Annotated in this window: 18 protein-coding genes; 8 read left to right on the forward strand and 10 right to left on the reverse strand. The window is 68.8% G+C overall.

Going from position 1 to position 21,075, the window contains the following annotated elements; translation table 11 throughout:
• Positions 1 to 57 precede the first annotated feature (57 nt).
• On the forward strand, positions 58 to 468 hold the full coding sequence (locus tag ACIQ0W_RS11965) for an Rv3235 family protein (RefSeq protein ID WP_396642971.1): 411 nt from the start codon (positions 58 to 60) through the stop codon (positions 466 to 468).
• Between the two features lie 13 nt (positions 469 to 481).
• Here ACIQ0W_RS11965 and ACIQ0W_RS11970 read toward each other — a convergent pair whose 3' ends face one another.
• The 3 genes from ACIQ0W_RS11970 to secA form a co-directional block, all read right to left on the reverse strand.
• Entirely contained in the window at positions 482 to 835 is a 354-nt protein-coding gene (locus ACIQ0W_RS11970) for a hypothetical protein (RefSeq protein WP_396642972.1), read from the reverse strand.
• 68 nt (positions 836 to 903) lie between these two features.
• Positions 904 to 2,130 carry a pyridoxal phosphate-dependent aminotransferase gene (locus tag ACIQ0W_RS11975; protein ID WP_396642973.1) on the reverse strand — a complete coding sequence of 409 codons (1,227 nt, stop codon included), beginning with the start codon at positions 2,128 to 2,130 and terminating at the stop codon, positions 904 to 906.
• A gap of 135 nt (positions 2,131 to 2,265) precedes the next feature.
• Complete coding sequence (gene secA / locus ACIQ0W_RS11980) at positions 2,266 to 5,088, reverse strand: preprotein translocase subunit SecA (protein ID WP_396642974.1); 2,823 nt, start codon at positions 5,086 to 5,088, stop codon at positions 2,266 to 2,268.
• A gap of 324 nt (positions 5,089 to 5,412) precedes the next feature.
• Here secA and ACIQ0W_RS11985 point away from each other — a divergent pair, with 324 nt between their 5' ends.
• Positions 5,413 to 7,062: a stealth family protein gene (locus ACIQ0W_RS11985; protein ID WP_396642975.1), complete on the forward strand. Its 1,650-nt coding sequence runs from the start codon at positions 5,413 to 5,415 to the stop codon at positions 7,060 to 7,062.
• Here the strand turns inward: ACIQ0W_RS11985 and ACIQ0W_RS11990 are convergent.
• Together ACIQ0W_RS11990 and ACIQ0W_RS11995 are read right to left on the reverse strand one after the other, a co-directional pair.
• On the reverse strand, positions 7,019 to 8,008 hold the full coding sequence (locus tag ACIQ0W_RS11990; protein ID WP_396642976.1) for a phosphodiesterase: 990 nt from the start codon (positions 8,006 to 8,008) through the stop codon (positions 7,019 to 7,021). The two genes, ACIQ0W_RS11985 and ACIQ0W_RS11990, sit on opposite strands and share 44 nt — an antisense overlap.
• 103 nt (positions 8,009 to 8,111) lie before the next feature.
• Entirely contained in the window at positions 8,112 to 8,849 is a 738-nt protein-coding gene (locus ACIQ0W_RS11995; protein ID WP_396642977.1) for a YqjF family protein, read from the reverse strand.
• A gap of 79 nt (positions 8,850 to 8,928) precedes the next feature.
• Here ACIQ0W_RS11995 and ACIQ0W_RS12000 point away from each other — a divergent pair, with 79 nt between their 5' ends.
• Complete coding sequence (locus tag ACIQ0W_RS12000) at positions 8,929 to 9,570, forward strand: PadR family transcriptional regulator (RefSeq protein WP_396642978.1); 642 nt, start codon at positions 8,929 to 8,931, stop codon at positions 9,568 to 9,570.
• Between the two features lie 42 nt (positions 9,571 to 9,612).
• Positions 9,613 to 10,926 carry a hypothetical protein gene (locus ACIQ0W_RS12005; protein WP_396642979.1) on the forward strand — a complete coding sequence of 438 codons (1,314 nt, stop codon included), beginning with the start codon at positions 9,613 to 9,615 and terminating at the stop codon, positions 10,924 to 10,926.
• A gap of 114 nt (positions 10,927 to 11,040) precedes the next feature.
• Here the strand turns inward: ACIQ0W_RS12005 and hpf are convergent, their stop codons facing one another.
• The 5 genes from hpf to mtrA form a co-directional block, all read right to left on the reverse strand.
• Complete coding sequence (hpf, locus tag ACIQ0W_RS12010; protein WP_396642980.1) at positions 11,041 to 11,706, reverse strand: ribosome hibernation-promoting factor, HPF/YfiA family; 666 nt, start codon at positions 11,704 to 11,706, stop codon at positions 11,041 to 11,043.
• A 94-nt stretch (positions 11,707 to 11,800) separates the two neighbouring features.
• Positions 11,801 to 12,517, reverse strand: a complete 717-nt coding sequence (locus ACIQ0W_RS12015) for a ComF family protein (protein ID WP_396642981.1) — start codon at positions 12,515 to 12,517, stop codon at positions 11,801 to 11,803.
• Between the two features lie 87 nt (positions 12,518 to 12,604).
• Positions 12,605 to 14,263: an LpqB family beta-propeller domain-containing protein gene (locus tag ACIQ0W_RS12020; protein WP_396642982.1), complete on the reverse strand. Its 1,659-nt coding sequence runs from the start codon at positions 14,261 to 14,263 to the stop codon at positions 12,605 to 12,607.
• Positions 14,264 to 14,271: 8 nt separating this feature from the next.
• Positions 14,272 to 15,969 (reverse strand): MtrAB system histidine kinase MtrB, encoded by a 1,698-nt coding sequence (gene mtrB, locus ACIQ0W_RS12025; RefSeq protein ID WP_396643007.1) that lies wholly within the window; start codon positions 15,967 to 15,969, stop codon positions 14,272 to 14,274.
• Between the two features lie 100 nt (positions 15,970 to 16,069).
• Positions 16,070 to 16,750 (reverse strand): MtrAB system response regulator MtrA, encoded by a 681-nt coding sequence (gene mtrA, locus ACIQ0W_RS12030; RefSeq protein ID WP_396642983.1) that lies wholly within the window; start codon positions 16,748 to 16,750, stop codon positions 16,070 to 16,072.
• A 208-nt stretch (positions 16,751 to 16,958) separates the two neighbouring features.
• On the opposite strand from mtrA, the gene ACIQ0W_RS12035 reads away from it, so the two are divergent.
• Genes ACIQ0W_RS12035 through ACIQ0W_RS12050 form a run of 4 tightly spaced genes read left to right on the forward strand, consistent with a single transcriptional unit; the run spans position 16,959 to position 21,074 of the window.
• Positions 16,959 to 18,200, forward strand: coding sequence for a hypothetical protein (locus tag ACIQ0W_RS12035; protein ID WP_396642984.1), 1,242 nt, complete (start codon positions 16,959 to 16,961; stop codon positions 18,198 to 18,200).
• Positions 18,197 to 18,859, forward strand: coding sequence for a DUF4129 domain-containing protein (locus ACIQ0W_RS12040; RefSeq protein ID WP_396642985.1), 663 nt, complete (start codon positions 18,197 to 18,199; stop codon positions 18,857 to 18,859). The genes ACIQ0W_RS12035 and ACIQ0W_RS12040 overlap by 4 nt, the downstream gene beginning before the upstream one ends.
• The gene (locus tag ACIQ0W_RS12045) at positions 18,859 to 20,097 is read left to right on the forward strand and encodes a DUF4350 domain-containing protein (protein ID WP_396642986.1); all 1,239 of its coding nucleotides are present in this window, start codon (positions 18,859 to 18,861) and stop codon (positions 20,095 to 20,097) included. The genes ACIQ0W_RS12040 and ACIQ0W_RS12045 overlap by 1 nt, the downstream gene beginning before the upstream one ends.
• A gap of 20 nt (positions 20,098 to 20,117) precedes the next feature.
• Positions 20,118 to 21,074, forward strand: a complete 957-nt coding sequence (locus ACIQ0W_RS12050; RefSeq protein WP_396642987.1) for an AAA family ATPase — start codon at positions 20,118 to 20,120, stop codon at positions 21,072 to 21,074.
• Position 21,075: the final 1 nt, after the last annotated feature.

Genomic DNA, 21,075 nt, shown 5'->3' on the forward strand with positions numbered 1-21,075 from the left:
GCCCGAGAAGCCGTGGCCCGAGAAGCCGTGGCCCGAGAAACCATAGCCCGAGAAGCCATGGCTTCGCGTCGTGTGCGATCGGTGGATGCGGACGAATTCTTCTCACCGCAGCGCACCTCCTCTTCGGCTCTTCCCGATCCCGAGCCGCTGATCACCAACCTCGCTCGCGGTGTCATGGAAGTCTTCGCCGGCGTGCGGGAAGTCGACCAGCTCGCGCGGTGGTTCGCCGAGGATGCGTACCGGCGGCTCCTCACGCGCAGCAACCTCGCGACTCGTGCGCGCAACGCGCGCGGGGTGCGTGCGACCCGGCCGGTCTTCGACATCCTGAGCGTCCGACACATGTCCCCCGCGGATGGCGTCGTCGAATCCGTCGTCATCCTCGCGGGACCTCACCGCACGCGGGCCATCGCCCTGCGGCTCGAGGGTACAGACGGGCGCTGGCGCGCGACATCCCTGGCGCTGCTGTAGTCGACGGCGCGCCTTAGTCCGCCGACGAGTCGATCAGGTCGAGGAGTTTCTTCAGCTCGTCCTCGATCTCGGTGTGGTCGTACTGGCCTGCGCGGGATTCGCCCGAGATGACGCCCGAACGATGCACGCGGCGGAAGTCTCCGTAGGGGAAGCTGTAGGCCTGCTTCGTTTCGGGGTTCGCGCTTTTGTCGACGCCGAGGTGCCAGTGGGAGAACGCGGTCCAGCCCTCTCGCTCGATGAACGCATTCTCGTCATCCGCGGTCGGCGCCGCCTCCGACCAGTCGTCGCGTTCGTCCCGAACGACCTTGCCCTCGCGCACGAGCGAACGAGCCTGCCGAAGCGCCGGTTGGTTCAATTCGATAGCCATGCCCTGCACGCTAGGACGGGCATCATCCGGCGCACAGGACCTTGACGAATCCGTTCTTCGTGCTAGACCTACTGGCGGTACGAGGACAGGAAGTTGCCCAGGCGCTCGATGGCGTCCGCGAGGATCCGCGATTCGGGCAGGGTCACGACGCGCAGGTGGTCGGGCGTCGGCCAGTTGAAGCCCGTGCCCTGCACGAGTAGGACACGCTCGGCCACCAGGAAGTCGTACACGAACTTCGCGTCGTCGCGGATCTCGTGGACCTCGGGATCGAGTCGCGGGAAGGCGTACAGCGCACCCCGGGGCCGCACGCACGATACTCCGGGGATGGACTCCAGTCCCTCCCACGCGACATCCCGCTGCTCGTGCAACCTGCCCGAAGGAGCGATGAGCGCGTCGATGGACTGCACGCCCGACAACGCCGCCTGCACCGCATGCTGCGCGGGCACATTCGGGCACAGGCGGGTCGAGGCGAGCAGGTTGATCCCCTCGAGAAATCCCGCGGCGTGCGCCTTCGGTCCGGTGATGACCATCCAACCCGAACGGTAGCCCGCGACACGGTAGGTCTTGGACAGGCCGTTGAAGGTCAGGCAGAGCAGGTCGGGTGCGATCGACGCCATCGTGATGTGCTTCGCGTCATCGAAAAGGATTCGATCGTAGATCTCATCCGCCAGCAGCAACAGCGAATGCTCGCGGGCGATCTCGGCGATGCCCTCCAGAACCTCGCGGGTATACACAGCGCCCGTGGGATTGTTCGGGTTGATCACGACGATCGCCTTCGTCTGCGGCGTGATCTTCGAGCGGATGTCTTCGAGGTCCGGCTGCCACTCCGCGTTCTCATCGCAGAGATAGTGGACGGGCGTACCTCCCGACAGGCTCGTCATCGCCGTCCAGAGCGGGTAGTCGGGCGCCGGGATCAGCACCTCGTCGCCCTCGTCGAGCAGCGCCTGCATCGTCATGGTGATGAGTTCGGAGACCCCGTTGCCGAGGAAGACGTCATCGGGATCGATCCGGGGGAACCCCGGCTCCTCTTCGTAACGGTAGACGACCGCCTGGCGGGCGGACAGGATGCCTCGGCTCTCGCTGTACCCGTGCGCGGTCGGCATGGCCGCGATCATGTCGCGGACGATCTGGTACGGAGCCTCGAAACCGAACGTCGCCGGATTGCCGGTGTTGAGCTTCAGGACCGTCTGCCCCTCGGCCTCGAGCCGGGCGGCCTCGACGAGCGCGTTGCCGCGGATCTCGTAGAGGACGTTCTTCAGCTTCGAGGACTGATCAAGGGGGCGGAGGGTGCTCATCGGCTCAGGATATCCCCGCGCCGAGCGTGCCACCGGCCACCTCGTGGCCTGGTCGGGTCATCTCCACGCACACGCGAACGGTCGCGACTCGCCGTGTGCTGCGAAGCAACACGGCGCGTCGCGACCGTTGGAGAGCTACTTGCGCTTCGACGCCGCGCGGCGGTCGGCGCGGTTGACCGCTGCCGGCGCCGAACCCGCGGCCGGAGCATCCGTCCGCTGTCCGAACGCACCACGCGCGGCGGGTGCCGCCTCCGGCTCCGGACGCGCACCCTGAGCGACTCGCTGCGCCGTCTCGCGCTGCAGCTTCGCCGTCGCGGCCTGCTGAACCTGGCCGCGCTCGTTGCGGACCTCGACCTCGCCCGCGTCGTTCGGGGCGGAGTATTCGAGCTTCTGCTCGGGCGGTGCGTCGAGTCCCTTGGCCGCGACCTCGGCGTGAGCCTCGGGGCCCTCGCCCGCGCTGCGGACCTCGACCTCGAGGTTGTACAGGTACCCGACGGTTTCTTCCTTGATCTGCCCCATCATCGCCTGGAACATCTGGAAGCCCTCGCGCTGGTACTCGATCAGCGGATCGCGCTGGGCCATCGCCCGCAGGCCGATGCCGTCCTTCAGGTAGTCCATCTCGTACAGGTGGTCGCGCCAGCGGCGGTCGAGCACCTGAAGCACGACACGACGCTCGAGCTCGCGCATCGCCTCCGTGCCGAGCTTGTCCTCGCGGTTCTGGTACGCGATGAGGGCGTCTGAGAGCATCTCGCGCTTGAGGACCTCGGGCGTGATCCGCCCCTTCGTGCCGGCCTCGGCGACGACCTCGTCGATCGTGACACCGACCGGGTACAGGGTCTTCAGCTCGGTCCACAGGGCGTCGAAGTCCCAGCCCTCGCTGTGTCCGCTGCCCGTGTGCTCGTCGATGACCGCGGCGATCGCGTCCTCGATGAAGTGCCGGACGCGACCGGCGATGTCGTCGCCCTCGAGGATGTGCCGGCGGTCGGCGTAGATCGCCTCGCGCTGACGGTTCAGGACGTCGTCGTACTTCAGGACGTTCTTGCGGGTCTCGGCGTTGCGGGACTCGACCTGCGACTGAGCGCTCTTGATCGCGCGGCTCACCATCGACGACTCGATCGCGACGTCGTCCGGGAAGTTCGCGCGGCTGAGGATGGCCTCGGCTGCACCGGACTGGAAGAGACGCATGAGGTCATCCGTCAGAGACAGGTAGAACCGGCTCTCGCCCGGGTCGCCCTGGCGGCCGGAGCGTCCGCGCAGCTGGTTGTCGATGCGCCGGGACTCATGGCGCTCCGTGCCGAGCACGTAGAGTCCCCCGACGCTCACGACCTTCTCGGCCTCGTCATTGACCCGGGCACGGACGGCGTCGTACACGCCCTCCCACTCCGCCTCGTACTCGTCGGGGGTTTCGACCGGGTCGAGGCCCTTGGCCTTCATCTCCTGCACCGCGAGGAACTCGGCGTTTCCACCCAGCATGATGTCGGTGCCGCGGCCGGCCATGTTCGTGGCGACCGTGACGGCGCCCGGGAGCCCGGCGCGCGCCACGATTTCGGCCTCGCGCGCGTGATTCTTGGCGTTCAGAACCTCGTGCTTGATGCCCTTCTTGGCCAGCAGGCGTGAGAGGTACTCGCTCTTCTCGACGCTGACGGTGCCGACCAGCACAGGCTGACCCGTCTCGTTACGCCGCGCGATGTCCTCGACGACCTGGGCGAACTTCGCCTGCTCGTTCTTGTAGACGAGATCGGACTGGTCCTTGCGAACCATCGGCTTGTTCGTGGGAATGGGGACGACGCCGAGCTTGTAGGTCGACATGAACTCGGCCGCCTCGGTCTCGGCCGTACCCGTCATCCCTGCGAGCTTGTTGTAGAGACGGAAGTAATTCTGCAGCGTGACGGTCGCGAGGGTCTGGTTCTCGGCCTTGACCGGCACGCCCTCCTTCGCCTCGATCGCCTGGTGGATGCCCTCGTTGTAGCGACGGCCGGCGAGGATGCGTCCCGTGTGCTCGTCGACGATCATGACCTCGTCGTTGATCACGACGTAGTCGGTGTCGCGCTTGAACAGCGCCAGAGCCTTGATCGAGTTGTTCAGGAACGAGATGAGCGGAGTGTTGGCCGACTCGTACAGGTTGTCGATGCCGAGGTAGTCCTCGACCTTCTCGATACCGGGCTCGAGCACACCGATGGTGCGCTTCTTCTCGTCGACTTCGTAGTCGACATCCACCTCGAGGGTGCGCGCGATCTTCGCGAACTCCGTGAACCACCGGTTGGCCTCGCCCGAGGAAGGGCCCGAGATGATGAGCGGCGTGCGTGCCTCGTCGATGAGGATCGAGTCGACCTCGTCGACGACCGCGAAGAAGTGGCCGCGCTGCACGAGGTCTTCCTGTCGCCAGGCCATGTTGTCGCGGAGGTAATCGAAACCGAACTCGTTGTTCGTGCCGTATGTGATGTCGCACAGGTACTGCTCACGGCGCTGCGCCGGAGTCTGACCGGACACGATCACCCCTGTGGTCATCCCGAGCGCGCGGAAGACACGGCCCATGAGCTCGGACTGGTACGTCGCGAGGAAGTCGTTGACCGTGACGACGTGGACGCCCTCACCCGCGATCGCGTTGAGGTACGCCGGAAGGGTCGCGACGAGGGTCTTTCCCTCCCCGGTGCGCATCTCGGCGATGTTCCCGAGATGCAGGGCGGCGCCGCCCATCAGTTGAACGTCGTACGGACGCTGGCCGAGCGTGCGCTTCGCCGCCTCGCGGACGGCGGCGAACGCCTCGGGCAGCAGTTGATCGAGCGTTTCGCCCGCCGCGTAACGCGCGCGCAGCTCAGCGGTCTCGCCGCGGAGCTCATCGTCGCTCAGCTGCGAGTAGTCCTCCTCAAGGGCGTTGACGGCCTTGACGACCTGCTGCAGGCGCTTGAGGATGCGACCCTCTCCGGCGCGGAGCAGTTTCTCGAGGGGGTTTGCCACGGCAGGATCTCCATCCGATCGGATGCCGCGCGGATCGGTACCCGCACGACCGGCATACGGTCTCATGTTACCGGTCCGTGACCTGGAATCCCCTGGGTGGCCGCTCACCTCGATTCCGCGGTGTCAAGGGGGCACACCTCGCAACACGCCCGACACATTTGCTGACTTACACTGCGGAGAGGGGCTTGCATCGCCGGATTCGGCGATCGCCCCGACGACGATGCAGGAAGCGATCGACCGCGGCGAGGACGCCCGCGGATCGCATGACGAAGAAACAGGTGATCGATGACGCGACGTGTCGTTTCAGAACAGGGGACCGCCCCGGTGCGACGGACAAACACGGGGCGGAGCGCCCTCGCCGGCCAGGCCCGCACCGGCAAATCCTCTCGCACGCACGACGCCGCGTCCGATGAGCCCACCGCGGGCTGGGCGCCGGTTCTGGAACGAGACGACGTGGTGCTCGTGGGCGGTGTTCCCCACCTGGTGGCGGAGGTCACACCGCAACAGGCAGAGATCGACGATCTGCTCCGGCTCGCCGCCCTCCTCGAGGCCGCAGACGTCGAACCCATCCTCCTGCGCCGCGCCAGCGGACGGCCGGCATTGGCCGTCGACGCCGGGGCACGCAAGCGGGCGATCGCGGCGCTCCGGGCGGATGCCGCATCCGAGCCGTGGATCGTCGGTCGCGCGGGTCGTGCTCGCGTCTTCGGTGCGGGATCGAACAACCCGTTCGGTCGCGACGAGAGCGCGACCGTCTATCGCCCCCGGGTCAGCCCGAGCGGCACCCTGCGCCTCGGCGCCAGTCACGGCATCCGTCTGGAATTCTGGCGCGGGGATGGCAACGTCGTCACCGCACCGCACGCGAACGCCCTCACGCGCCGCGTGATCGCCACGGACGACCTGACCTTCACGAGCATCGACCTGCATGGACGGCAGTGGCGGACGCTCGACGGCATGTTCTCGCCCGGCCCCTCGGAGTTCACCCACGATGTCGACATCGTCTTCTCGTGGGTCGACGGCTCCTCGAGCGATTTCCAGCGCGAGCGCGCACGACGGATGAGTCGTTATGTCGTCGGGGATGGTGACGAGCACTCGGCTCGCTTCCGTCACGTCGACGAGATCCGTTACGCCCTGCGTTCCGTGAACCAGTACGCACCGTGGATCCGGCGCATCTTCATCGCGACGGACAGCCCGGCGCCGTGGTGGCTGACCGAGCACCCCAAGGTCACGATCGTCCGCAGCGAGGAGTTCTTCGCCGACCCGGCTTCGCTGCCGACCCATAACTCGCACGCGGTCGAGGCGCAGCTGCACCGCATCGAGGGTCTCGCCGAGCACTTCCTCTACGCCAACGACGATATGTTCTTCGGGCGTCCGGTGCGCCCCGAGCTGTTCTTCACGGCGGCCGGGATCTCACGCTTCGTCGAGTCGAATGTGCGCATCGGGATCGGTGCGACCGATCCTCAGCGCAGTGGCCACGACAACGCCGCCCGCATCAACCGCGCCCTGCTCGAAGAGCGTTTCGGTCGCGTCATCGCGCGAGACCTCGAGCACTGCGCCGCGCCGCTGCGCCGCAGCGTCATGTACGAACTCGAAGAGGCCTTTCCCGAGGACTTCGCTCGGACGGCCGCCGCGACGTTCCGATCGGCGACCGACATCTCGGTCACGAATTCGCTATACCACTACTACGCGCTCATGACGGGGCGTGCCGTGACGACGCGCGAGCCGCGAACCCGCTACATCCAGACGACGCTGCAGCCCGGCATCCGTCAGATGGAGCGGCTGCTCGCGCGGCGCGATGTCGACATGTTCTGCCTGAACGACGGCAGCCGTCCCGAGGTGCCCGAGGCGTTGAGGGAGCGTGTCTTGCGGGACACGCTCGAGGGTTACTTCCCGATTCGGGCGCCGTGGGAAGTCACGGCAGCGGGAGAGTCGGTCAGCGGACGATCGGAAGAGGCGTCGTCGGCGGTTGGTTCGTAACGACCCGTCCCGAGTCGTGGAGTCGCTCGGCACGGAGGGCGCGCGTCGCGGAGTCGGGGATGACGATGCCTGCCGCGGCGATCCGTCGGGCGCTCTCGGCCGGATCGACGTAGCCGAGGGCGACGGTGTCTCCGACCGAGACGACCGAGTGCACGACGGTCTCGTCGAAGACATGCACCAGGTTGTAGGCCTGCGCGGCATCCTGGGGGCGCGTGCCGCCGACCATCACGCCGAGATCCTGTGTGTAGCACGTGGCGGATGCGACCGAGACGGGGATGCCCGCGAACGTCGCGGCCGTGGAGTAGTGCAGGTGCCCGGCAAGGATCGTGCGCACGTCGCTCCCCCGCAAGACCGACGCGAGTCGTGACTGGTCACGCAGTTCGACCGTGACGGCGAGGTCGAGGACGCTCGGCACGGGCGGGTGATGCATGGCGAGGATCGTGCCGTGGGCAGCCGGGATCGCGAGTTCGACCTCGAGCCACTCGAGCTGGGCGTCCGTGATCTCGCCGTGGTGGTGACCGGGGACCGAGGTGTCGAGGGCGATGACCCGCAGCCCGTCGATGTCGTACACGGCGTCGACGGGGGCCGAGGCATCCGCCGCGTCGTCGGAGAGCAGGCCCGCGCGGAACGAGGCACGGTCGTCGTGGTTACCCATGACCCAGATCACCGGGGCGCCCAGGCGCTCGGCCCACGGGTCGACTATGGCGCGGAGCGTCTCGTACGCCTCGGGCTCGCCGTGGTCGGCGAGGTCTCCCGTGAAGATGATCGCGTCCGGCTTCGTGCCGGATTCGGCGATCTGCGCGAGCGCGCGAGCCAGGCGGGCGGAAGCGTCGATCGAACCGTACAGGGGGTCATCCCCCGCCCTCAGGTGCGTGTCGCTGAGGTGCAGCAGTTGATGACTCGGACGGGCGTACTCGGCGATGCGCACGCCGTTTGCGGTGATCACCTTCAAAATGTTACCGGGATGTTTCGAATAGCTGGGTGCGAAACGGTGAACGACGTCTGTTCGTGACGTGGATTCCGGATGAATCGGATGCCGTCACGGCGGTTCAGGACCGGCGGACGATCCCACCGCGTGCGAAGCTCGCCGTCACTCCCGGGCTGAACAGCACCGAATCCGGCGGACGATCGCTGACATCGGGCAGGCCCGCCGCCGCGCACAATTCGTCGTACAACCCGGTGACGCGTGCGGGCTGAAGAATCCAGGGCTCGTGCGTGTTCGGCAGCCAGTGGGTTCGACCGAACCGGCTTTGATAGAGCCCCCATCTCGCCGTCAGAAATCGCGACAGCTCGTCATCGACGGTCGTTGAGCTGTCCGCCTCGACCGCAAGCCTGAACCGAGCACCCGAGGCGGACGGAACGGCGACGCGGCGCGACGCATACTCCCAGCCGTCTGTAGTTGGGCGTTGAGCCGTGCGCGCCCACACGTACGGCAGCGAGAACATCGCCCGCGCCGCCAGCACCGCGGGCAGGCTCGAGGCTTCGAGCGAGCGGAAGATCACCCCGCGGCGCCCGTCGCGGTCGACGCCGTACAGACGGACATTGACCTCGGTGAAGGAGCCCCACCGATGCAGCGGGGGAAGAGGGCCGATGCGCGCGTCGCCGAGCTCGAACGCGATCAGCCCGACCCAGGACGAACCGCCCTCGACGTCCGGAGCGATGCCCGACGGCAGGAGCGGGGCGACGACCGCGGGATCGACGCGCCAGTGGACGAAGGCGACGTTCCGCCACTCCTGAGCGGCGACGATGCGGCCGGAGAGCGGGGGCGCGACGCGAGAGTCGTTCATGTCGACCTCCCGGATAACCCTGCCCGATATTCATATACTCGGTTATGTATACCGAGAATGCCGTTCGTCTGGAGATGTGATGTCGGTCCGACAAAGCCTGCTGGCGATCCTCGATCAGGGCCCATGCTACGGCTACCAGCTGCGGACCGAATTCGATCGGCGGACGGGCTCGAGCTGGCCGGTCAACGTCGGCCAGATCTACACGACACTGGATCGGCTCGAGCGTGATGGCCTCGTTGCGCAGGGCGATACCGACGAGCACGGTCACGTCTACTACGAGATCACCGACGCGGGACGCACCGCGGTGCGAGAGTGGCTCCGCTCCCCCGTCACGCGTGTGCGGGGCACCCGCGACGAACTGCCCCTGAAGCTCGCGCTCGCGGCGACGCTTCCGGGCGTCGATGTGGCCGCGATCGTCGAGGCGCAGCGACGCTCATCGCTCGCGGGACTGGCGATGCTGCGAGATGCGCGGCGCGCGGACGACGCGAGGACGACCCGCGGCGAGGAACTCGCGCGCCAACTCGTGATCGATGCCCAGGTCTTCCAGGCGGAAGCGGAGGTGCTCTGGCTCGACCACCTCGAGGACCGACTCGCGCAGCACCCTCCGGCAGAGACGGCGCTCCCCCTTGTCGCCGACCGTCCGCGACGAGGACGCCCGCCACGCACGGTCGCGCCCACGGCTGTGTCGAGCGTTCTCGCAGGGCGCACTCCGATCGCCTGAATCACGCCAGGGGCGGGGGCGAACCCGGCTTAGGATCGGAACATGGCCGGATTCTGGGGCAAACGCAAGCGCGAAGAGCAGTCCGCATTGGATGCGCAGGATGCCGAGCTCGCCCGGCGGGCGGGACGTGCGCTGGTCGAGGCGGACGAGCGGATCCGCGTCACCGCCGATGAACTGGACTTCGCCAATGCGGAACTCGGTGAAGGTGCGACCAAGGATCTGCGTGACGCGCTCGACGCCGTCCGCCACCACCTCGCCGAGGCTTTCCACCTCAATCAGCTGAACCACGACGAGATCCCGGACACCCCGCAGGAACTCCGCGAGCGAAACGCCCGCATCGCCCAGCTCTGCGAGTGGGCCGAGAACCTGCTCGATGAGAAGACGCAGACCCTGGCCGAGAAGATCGCCAAGGTGCGCCGAGCGCCACAGATCCTCGCTCAGGTCCGCTCCGACGCGGATCGCCTGCGCGAGCGCCTGCCCCAGGCGCGTACGACGGTCGCACGTCTCGCGGATCGGTACGCGCCCTCCGCCCTCCAGCAGATCGACAGGGCACCCGACGAGGCGGAACAGCTGCTGTCGTTCGCCCTGCACAGCGCGGACATCTCGGAACGCCGGCGCGAAGCATCCCGCCGCGAAGAGGCCATGCTCGCGCTCGAGACCGCAACCGAGGCCGTCCGTCGTGCCGGGACGCTCCTCGATGGCATCGACGACTTCGAGATCGAGGCGCTGCGCGCCGAATCGACGCTCGCGGATGTCATCGCCGATTCGCGCGGCGACGTGATCGCGGCACGGGATGCTCCGGCCACACCCCAGGTGACGGCCGCGCTCACCGCCCTGCAGTCCGCCCTCTCGGCGCTTCCCCCGGCCAGCGAGAAGGCCGACCCCTTTGCTCAGCTCTCGCATCTGCGCGAGGCGAACACGGCACTGGATGTCGCGGTCGACAAGGCACGCGAGCGCGCTGCGAAGCCACTGCCGACTCCCGCCCAGATCCGGCATGCCACCGATGACGCCGACCGTCAGATCGCCGTCGCTCGCAATGTGATCGCCGGCCACCGCGGGTGGATCGGTGCCGACGCTCGGACGCGTCTCGCCGAAGCCGAACGCACGCGCGCCGACATGGCCGCGCTTCCCGGTGACGACGACTCCCTCGAAGAGGCCTTCCAGCTCGCGCGACGCGCGGCCCACCTCGCGAGCGAGGCACTCCAGCTCGCTCAGCGCGACATCGACTCGTCACGCCCCCCGCAGGACGACGGCTGGGGTGGCGGCGGACGACGCGGCGGCCAGGGCGGCGACGGCATGGGGGGCCTGTTCGGCGGCCTCGTCATCGGTAGCCTGCTCGGCGGAATGTTCGACTGAACCGATCGGCTGGCCGGATCAGCCATCCGCTCGCACGAACGGACGCGACACGCCGTGTGGCCAGAAGCCTGACGGCCTGTCGCGTCCGTTCGATGAGTGACGCGTGCCCGGATGCTACGAGGCGAGCGCCTCCGCCGGCGGCGCCGACTGCGTGCCGAGCGAGATCACGCCGTAGTCCCAGCCCTTGCGGCGATAGACGACGCTGGGCTTGTCTGTGCGGACGTCGATGAACAGGAAGAAGTCGTGCCCGACGAGCTCCATCCGATCTACGGCCTCCTCCACCGCCATCCATTCGGCGTCGAAGCTCTTCACGCGAATGACGACGGGCGTGTAGTCGGGTTCTTCCTCGTTTCCCGTGACGATCGGGATCTCGCCCGTCGCGACGGCGTGGATCATGTCGGCGGATGCCGGCTGCACATCGATACCGGTGATCTCGCCGCTGCCCTTCTCGAAGTGCGCGCCGTGAGGGTGCTTCCGTGCGTCGACGCGCTTGCCCTTGGCCCGACGCAGTTGCTCGCACATCTTGTCGACCGCGAGATCGAGGGCGGCGAACTTGTCCGCGTCGGTGGCCTCTGCCCGGACGATCGGGCCCTTGCCGATCAGGGTCATCTCAACCGTGTCGTCCTCCACACGACCGCCCTTATACGAGCGGTGCGTGACCTTCACCTCGAGCCGCTGCGCTCGAGGGACGAGGTGTTCGATGCGGGTCGCTTTCTCCTCGACCACTGATCGGAAGCGATCCGTGACACTGACTCCTACGCCGACGATGCCTGTTTCCATCTCTGACCTCCTTGCTCGGGACGATCCGCCCGTACAAGAGCGGATCGTGCGCTCGCCTTGGTCCCTCCCACGCTAGCCCTGCGGGCCCAGGGTGTCACCTGCGAGTTTCGGATGCATCAACCGTGCGTCCCCGGAGCGGCGTCGCCGCGATCGTGGCGGCGCCCACGACGACGGCGCCCGCGGCTCGCAGGGCCCGGGCCGCCTCGATGAGGGTCGCGCCCGTGGTCACGACGTCGTCGACGATGGCGACGCGGAGTCCGGCCGCAGGCAATCCGCCCGCAGCGTGTGCGTACATCCCTCCGCGGAGGTTCTCGAGACGCTCGATCCGGCCGAGCCCGCGCTGGTCAGCCGCCGTACGCTGCATCCTGAGCAGTCGAAGCGGTCTGACTCCGGCGCGACGCGTCACGAGATCGACGACCCGGAATCCGCGGGCGCGCAGGCTCTTCGTGCTGGACGGGACCGGCACCGCGACGAGCGAGGCGGGTGCGGCGCCGGTCGAGCGGGCGAGTTCCCGCAGGGCCGACGCCAGGGCCGGTGCGAGGTGCCGTGCAAGCCGCGGGCGGGCATCGCGTTTCACCGCTCGGAGGACGGATGCTGCCGGGCCCGCGAATGGCATGCCCGCCCAGACCTCGAGATCGTCGCCGGGGATCACGATGCGCGCGGGGCCCGGTTCCAGCGCCGGGAGGCACGCGGCACAGATCAGAGCGCCGGGCTCGAGGCATCCGGCGCAGCGTTCGGGAAGCACGATCGCCGTGGCGTCCGCGACGGCGCGACACCCCAGCCACCATGCCTCCGAGATGGTCGAGCCCATCCGTCCAGCGTGGGTGCGGCAGCGGTGGGCCGCCGACGCGACGTCGGGATCCGCACAGAAGCGGGCCCACCGAGCGGTTGTGGAGGATCAGTTCGCGCCGAGTTGCGACGCCAGCACCAGCACGTCGTCCGCCGCGCGCTGCCACGTGGTGCCGCGGCGCACGTACAGGGCGGCCTCCGCGGTGAGCAGCCGAGACGACGAGGCGGTCGGCCCCGCCGCGAGCGACACGGCCGAACCCGTCGGACCGTTGCCCGAAGTGCTCATGCCGCCGACCAGCTGCTCGGTCACGATCATGCCGTCGGTGCCCTCCGACAGGATCCCCAAGGTCCGGTCGTCGAGCCAGGCGATGTCTGCTCCGACCCCGTCCAGGCGGAGCATGCGTTCCGGCGTGCCCAGCGCAATCGGCACGCCGTCGGGATTGCGCTCGATACCCGCCACCGACACCCAGTCGCGGCCGGCGTCGGTCACGATAGCGGCGATCCGCGTACCGTCGCGGGAGACCTGCATCGCGGCGATCTGCGTCGCACCCGGCCAGGCATTCGCGATCGGAAGTCCTTCACCCGCGGCCGTCGAAACGACCAGGGCGGAGGGTTGCGACTCGGGAACGGACCAGATCCCATCGTTCGGATCGAGCGCCGGATCGATGAGGCCGGCCCGATCGTCGGCCGTCGAGACCTCGTTGCCCTCGACTCTCGCGACGCCCCCGGCAGTGAGGAGGACGGCGGCAACCCGGCCGCCGCGTCCCACCGCGATCGAGTCGGCGTCGAGCTCTGAGATTCGCGCGCTCAGCCCGGGCAGTGTCGTCAGCTCGTCTTCGCCCAGGAATCCGAAGTCCTCGGCGGTCCGGACGAGCGGGCGCGCATCGACCGCTGTACTGAGCGTCTGTGCGGGTTCCACCGCCAGCTCGGTACCGTCCACGAGCAGTTCGACGCCCGCTACACCGGTGCCCTGCAGACTCGCCTGCAGTTGGCGCAGCAGCCGACCGAGCGTGATCGGATCGGCCTCGAGCGCTGCGGCGCCCAGCTCTACCTGCGCTATGCCCTGCACCACGGGCACGGCGGATCTCTCCAGCACCACGCCCTCGGGAACGGCTGAGACCACCGCGCCGCTCAACCACGGACTCGGGGCACCGCCGATGATCGCCTGGGTGATGCGCGTGGCCACGTTCTGCCGAGTGGGGAACCAGCGCACATCAGGTACGAGGAACTCCCACTCGGGGTCGAAGAACATCACGCCGTATGCGCTGAACACCACGCGGAAGTCCTGCTCGTTCAGAACGATTCCATCCGGCGCCGCGCTGATCCGCCACTCGCCGTCCTGCTGCTGCTCCAGCTCGTAGTCGAGGGTCGCCGAGCCCGCGTCTGTGGCATGGAACGCTCCCGTCTCATCCACATCTCCGGTCTGAGCGAGGGTCATCTGCACCGTGTCGCCGTCCAACGCAAGGATGCTGCGTGATCCCGGGCGGTCGATCGTGACCCCTGTTTCCGGGCGCCAGGTACCGCTGAGGTCGGGTGCGAGGAAGAGGCTCGCGATCTCCCAATTGCCGGCGGGGCTCGTGGCCGCCGCGACGAATCCTTCGACGATCTGCTCGGGGGTCGCTCCCGGCTGCGGTCGGTTGGGGAGGAACGAGAAATCGGGGACGTCCGGCGCCTCGCCGAGCGCGAGCCCGGGGTTGACGGAACCCGTTGACGGCAGACCCGCGCACCCCGCCAGGACCAGCATCAGCGCGGCCAGCGCCGCAACCATCCGCGCCCTCATGACACTCCCCCGGATCGTGCGGCGTCCGTCGACGAATCGGTCGTCATCTCCGCGGACAGCGCGGCCACGTCGCCCAGGACGCCGATCGGCTGCGTCAGGCCCAGGGCATCCAGTGCGTCGGTCTCGGCATCGGGCTCGGTGCGCAGCGGCGGTGCCTCGATCGTCCCGCCGGGCTGCCTGGGCAACGTCAGCACGAAATTCGAGCCCCCGCCCGGCTCGCTCCAGACCGCGAGCGTGCCACCGTGCAGGCGCGCGTCCCCGAGGGCGATCGACAGCCCGAGGCCCGTGCCGCCGATCGAGCGCTTGCGGGAGGGATCCGCCCGCCAGAAGCGATCGAAGACCCGCTCGGCATCCGCCGGCTTCATGCCCATACCGAAGTCGCGGACGCCGATCGCGACGGCGGTGGAGTTGCTGTCGACGTTGACCACGATCGGCCGCCCCTCACCGTGTTCGATCGCGTTGCCGAGCAGGTTGCGGACGATGCGACGAACGCGACGGGCATCCATGTCGACCGGGGAATATCCGCCAGGTGCCACCAGCCGCACGTCGGAGCCGTGCTTCTCAGCCAGCTGAGCCATCTCGGCGATGATGTCCTCGGCCAGATGCGCCAGGCTCGTCGCCTCCCACTCGAGTTGAACCGATCCCGCGTCGTACCGGCTGATCTCGAGCAGGTCACCGAGCATCGTCTCGAACCGTTGCACCTGCGCGTGCAGCAGCTCGGCCGCGCGGGACGCCGCAGGATCGAAGGTCTCGCGACGATCGTTCAAGATGTCCGCGGCCAGTCGAATCGTCGTCAACGGGGTGCGCAGCTCGTGCGAGACATCCGAAACGAACCGCTGCTGCACCAGCGAGAGGTCGGCGAGCTCGAGAATCTGGGCCTGGATGCTGTCGGCCATCGCATTGAACGACCGGCCGAGCGTTGCCAGCTCGTCCTCGCCGCGGACAGGGAGACGCACCTGCAACTCGCCTGCGGCCAGTCGTTCACTCGTCTCGGCGGCCTCGGCGATCGGCGTGGCCACCGCGCGCAGCACGAACCACGAGATCCCCCCGATCAGAACGATGAGCGTGATCCCGACGATCCACAGTGTGCTCTGGACGAAACCGAGGGTTTGGGAAGCAGCAGAGAGGTCATATGCGAGGTACAGCTCGTACGCGCCGACCTCGGGGACGAGGAGCTGCTGACCGACGACGATTCCCGGAACCGTTCCCGAGGCATCCTCGAGCAATACCGACTGCCACCACTGCGACGTCGGCTGCGCCTGCACGCGCTCGCGGAGACCCTCCGACACGATCTCTTCTTCGAAGCCGCCCGCCGTGAAATCCTGCGGAGCGATCGACGACGGAGCCGAGTCGACGCGGAACACCGCGATCCGGTCGCTCGAGGATTGGCGGGCGATGTCGTCGCCCACGCCGCGCATCAGGTTTTGCAGGCGAACGCGGTCGCCCTGGACGTTGGCAGCATCCAACGTCGCCTGCGCCGCGACGGTGGCACGGCGCGAGTCGTCGAGCACCTCGTTGCGGCGCGACTGGAACAGATCGTTCTGAATCGCCAGCGCCATCCAGACGCACGCGATCAGGATCGCCAGAGCCGTCAACGCGAGGGTGATCAGAACGGTACGGAAGCGGAGCGAGCGACGCCACAGACGCGAGGTGCCCTCGACCCAGGTCGACGGATGCCGCCACGTGAACGACACGAATGTCCGCGTGGCCTGCGGTACCGTTCCCGGCGCCGCCGTGGCCGTCGCTGCCGTGTTCGTCGCTTCGGACGCGGTCGATGACGGCGTCACGGGAACCTCAGACGACAGCGCCGGCGCGGTAGCCCACGCCGCGCACCGTGGTGACGATCTTGGGGTTGTCGGCATCGAGCTCGACCTTGGCGCGCAGACGCTGCACGTGGACGTTCACCAGGCGGGTGTCGGCCTTGTAGTGGTAGCCCCAGACCTGCTCGAGAAGCATCTCGCGCGAGAACACCTGGTGCGGCTTCGCGGCGAGCGCGACGAGCAGTTCGAATTCGAGCGGAGTGAGGGCGATGATCTCACCGGCACGGCGCACCTCGTGGGCCGCGACATCGATCGTGAGGTCGCCGATGCGCAGCGGCGCTCCCGTGCTCTCCGGCGTCGGCCGCAGGCGCGTCCGAATGCGCGCCACGAGCTCTTTGGGGTTGAACGGCTTGACGATGTAGTCGTCGGCGCCCGACTCGAGCCCCTTCACGACATCGGCGGTGTCGGTGCGCGCGGTCAGCATGATGATCGGCACACCGGACTCGGCACGAACGAGCGTGCACACCTCGATCCCGTCCATGCCGGGAAGCATCAGATCGAGCAGGACGAGGTCGGGACGCTCCGAGCGGAACGCGTCGAGCGCCTCGGAACCGTCGGAGCAGAACACGGGGTCGAAGCCTTCTGTGCGCAAGACGATCCCGATCATCTCGGCGAGGGCGGTGTCATCGTCGACGACCAGGATGCGTGAACTCATGAAACGGGGTTTCGTCCTTCTGCGACGGAGTGTCGTGCGCGGCTCGAGCGCGGCGGGTACCCACAGAGTAGTCGACAGTGCCCGAACGTGGACTGCGCACCGCCTGCACGCCCGCCGATACGTCGCCGGGAGCGTGTGACACGATGGAGGAGCCACCACCGGCGCCGGGTCCGACATCCGCGCCGCCGAGCGCCTACGGAGGACTCAGATGAGCGCCCAGCACGCGTGGACGCCCGCGCCACGGCCCGGGATCATCCCGCTGCATCCGCTCGGGTTCGGCACGATCCTCGGGCGGTCCTTCGCGGCCCTCCGGCACAACCCGGCGGTGTTGTTCGGATTCGCGCTCGGGGTGCAGGCGATCGCCTTCATCATCCTGCTCGTCGGTGTCGGCGGTATCGGATGGCTCACCTTCTCGCGCCTGGATACGCTGCGTGAGGGCACGGAGGAGTTCGACGCGGTCCTCGCGGGTTCGGCCCTGATCACCGGTCTTGCCGCGTTCGTCCTCGGCCTGCTCGCGACAGCGCTACAGGTGATCGTTCAAGCCGTCGTCGTCGGCGAGGTGTCGCACGCCGTCGTCGCCGAGAAATTGCGGCTTGCGACCCTCTGGCGTCAGGTGCGCCCGAGCCTCGGCCGTCTTCTCGCATACGCCGCTCTGCTCCTCGTCGCGATCGCCGTTCTCCTGACGATTGTCACGGCGGCGATCATCGCCATCGGCGTCGCCGTCCATCCGGCCGTCGCGATCGCGCTGACCGTGCTCGTGATCCTGGGCGCGATTCCCCTGGCGCTCTGGCTCAACACCAAGCTGCTGCTCGTGCCGAGCATCCTGATCCTCGAGCGCACGACGATCCGTGCGGCCGTCGCCCGATCGTGGGTGCTCGTGCGGGGCCGGTTCTGGGTCGCCCTCGGCGTGATCGTCATCATCTCTCTGCTGTTCGGCACGATCTCGCAGTTCGTCAGCCTGCCCCTGTCGTTCCTCAGCTCCGGACTCACGACGATCTTCGCGCCGACGGGCGAGCCCAACGCCGGGGCTGTCATCGCGATCGTCGTCACGGTCGTCCTCACCTACGTGATCACCCTCGCCATCCAGGCCGTGGGACTCGTCGTGCAGTCCACGGCGAGCGTGCTCATCTACATCGACTGCCGGATGCGGCGCGAGGGCCTCGACATCGAGTTGCTGCGCTACGTCGAGCGACGCGATGCCGGGGACGACCCGCTGCCCGATCCGTGGCGCCCGCAGGCGGGTGGACCGCCCGCTGCTCCCCCTGCTGCGCCCGCGTGGGGACCGCCGCCTTACGGAGCCGCGCAGCCGTATCCCGCCCAGCCTCCCTACGCCGCGCCCCAGCAGCCCCAGCCCGAGCCCCAGCCCGCACCGCCCGCGCCCCGCGATGCCCGCACATGGGCACCGCCGATGGCGGACGACGGGGAATCCGACCCGCAGTCGCCGTCGTGAGAGCGCGGGATCTCCCTCTCATTCCCGACGGAGCCGAGGGGCGGGAGTGGGCCGAACGAGAACTCGCCGATCCTCGCTATGCCGCGGCCGAGCCGACGCCGCTCGACCGATTGGCCCAGGCCATCGGCGAATTCCTCGAATCGCTGTTCGGCACGGCTGCCCCGGCGGGCCTCGGCCCCGCCGTGCTCGTCGGTCTCGCACTCCTCGCGATCGCCCTCATCGTCGTCGCCTTCGTGATCTGGGGCCGACCCCGGCTCTCGCGGCAGACGTCGGTGACAGCCCCCCTGTTCGGGGAGGACGACGCCCGCTCGAGCACGGATCTGCGCCGCGAAGCATCGGCGCGTGCCGCAGCCGGGGATTGGGATGCGGCGATCGTATTGCGCTACCGCGCCCTCGCCCGCTCGAGCATCGACCGGGGCATCGTGGCCGCGCGGCCGGGCGCGACGGCGCAGTCGTTCGCCCGCTCGGCGGCGCGGGCTTTCCCGGAGCTCGGCGGCGAGCTGGCCGATGCGGCATCCGTCTTCGACGATGTGCGGTACCTGCGGCGCCCCGGGTCGCCGGACGACTACGAACGGGTGGCGGCGACCGATGGCGCGGTCGAAGCCGCCCGTCCACGACGTGACGAGCACGCGGTCGTCACGACCGGACGGCGCCGATGATGCCGGATACGCGCACCACCCACCCGGCACTCGGGGGCACAGCGACGGAGCAGCGGCTGCCCGACGTTCCTCCGGCTGCCCGGCGGCGCCGTGCTCTCACCTGGACCGTGATCGCCGCGTTCCTGATCCTCGTCGGGATCGTCGCGGCTCTGCTGTCCGGAATCGGAACGTGGAACGAGCGAGACCGACTCGACCCCGAAAGCGTCGGCCCCGGCGGCACCGCCGCGCTCGTGGCCATCCTGCGCGAGCGGGGCGTCGACGTCACGGTCACGCGTGACCGTGACGAGACGATGCGCGCCCTTGCTGCGGCGCCTGCCACCCTGGTCATGGCGGACTCGCCGATCCTCGGGGACGACGCCCTGCGGGCGATCTTCGACGCGGCGACCGACGTCGTCCTGATCGATCCTCGAACGCGCGGCGTGGAGATGCTCTTTCCCGGAGCAACCGCCAGCGGCTTCGCGCCCGCAGAGACCGTCGAGCCGGATTGTCAAACGGATGCCGCGGTCCGTGCCGGCTCCGTGGTGCCCGGCCGGCTGCTCGAGCCGGGGACATCCGATGCCGCCGCGTGTTACCCGGTGGGTGACGGATTCGGTCTGCTCACGAGCGCGGACGGGGAAGGTCGCACCGCGGCATTCGACGGTCTCGACCTGATCACCAACGAAAACCTGGCCGCGGACGGGAACGCCGCGCTCGCCCTCACCCTGATGGGGCGGCTGCCGAACCTCGTCTGGTACGTGCCCGCCCTCACCGACAGCGACGTCGCGACCGAACCCACCCTGGGCGAATTGACCCCTGGATGGGTCACCCCCGCGATCGTCCTGCTGGGTGCGACTGCGGTGGCCGCCGCGCTCTGGCGCGGGCGCCGCTTCGGTCCGCTCGTCCTCGAACGCCTGCCCGTAACGGCACGGGCGAGTGAAACGATGGAGGGTCGCGGTCGCCTCTACGAGTCCGGAAGGGACGCCCTGCACGCCGCGGACTCCCTGCGACTCGGCACGCTGGAGCGCCTGCGGCGCGCCCTCGCGCTGCCGCCCGCGGCGAGCGCAACCGATATCGCCGACGCATCCGCCCGCCTCGCGGCTCTCCCCCATCAGGACGCCAGACGCCTGCTGATCGAGGACGAACCGCGCGGCGAGCGCGAGCTGATCGCGCTGAGCGACGGATTGCGGGCACTCGAAGCAGCCGTCGCCCGCGGGATTCGAGGCGAGGGCGGAACCCGACCGGAGCAGACGGACGGATGACCATGGATGAGGGAGAACGGATGAGCGACGACGCCCTGCGGGAGTCGATGAACCGCGTACGCGAAGAGGTGGGCAAGGCGGTGGTCGGTCAGGACGGAGCCGTCACGGGCCTGCTGATCGCCCTGCTCGCACGCGGCCACGTGCTGCTCGAGGGGGTTCCCGGTGTCGCCAAGACGCTGCTCGTGCGCTCGTTCAGTCGCGCGCTCGGGCTCGAGACGACCCGCATCCAGTTCACGCCCGACCTGATGCCGGGCGATGTCTCGGGGTCGCTGGTCTACGACGCCCGCGCGGGTGAGTTCGAATTCCGCGAGGGCCCGGTGTTCACGCACGTGTTGCTCGCCGACGAGATCAACCGCACACCCCCGAAGACCCAGTCGGCGTTGCTCGAGGCGATGGAAGAACGCCAGGTTTCGGCCGACGGCGTGACGCGCCCCCTGCCCGACCCGTTCCTGGTCGCGGCGACGCAGAACCCCGTCGAGCACGACGGTACCTACACGCTCCCCGAGGCGCAGCTGGACCGTTTCCTGCTGAAGCTCGTGATCGAAGCGCCCAGCCGCGACGCCGAGGTGTCCGTTCTGCGTCGCCACGCCGCGGGATTCTCGCCGCGTGACCTCGAGGCCGCGGGGGTCGCGCCCGCGGTGACGATCGCCGATGTGCACGCCGCTCAGCGGGCTGCGGCCGCCGTCGCCGCGACCGACGAGATGCTCGCATACGTCGTCGACCTCGCCCGCGCCACCCGGTCGAGCCCGTCCGTCGAGCTCGGTGCGAGCCCGCGCGCATCCACGGCCCTCCTCGCGGCGGCGAAGGCCTGGGCGTGGCTCGGCGGCTACCCCGCGATCACACCCGACCACGTGCAGACGATGCTCGTTCCCGTGTGGCGGCACCGCGTGCGGTTGCGGACCGAGGCCGAGATCGAGGGGGTGACGGCCGACGCGATCCTCCGCCAGGTCGTGCAGCAGACCCCCGTGCCGCTCTAGG

Origin of the sequence: Microbacterium sp., assembly GCF_044340635.1 — a bacterium.
Taxonomy (GTDB): Bacteria; Actinomycetota; Actinomycetes; order Actinomycetales; family Microbacteriaceae; genus Microbacterium.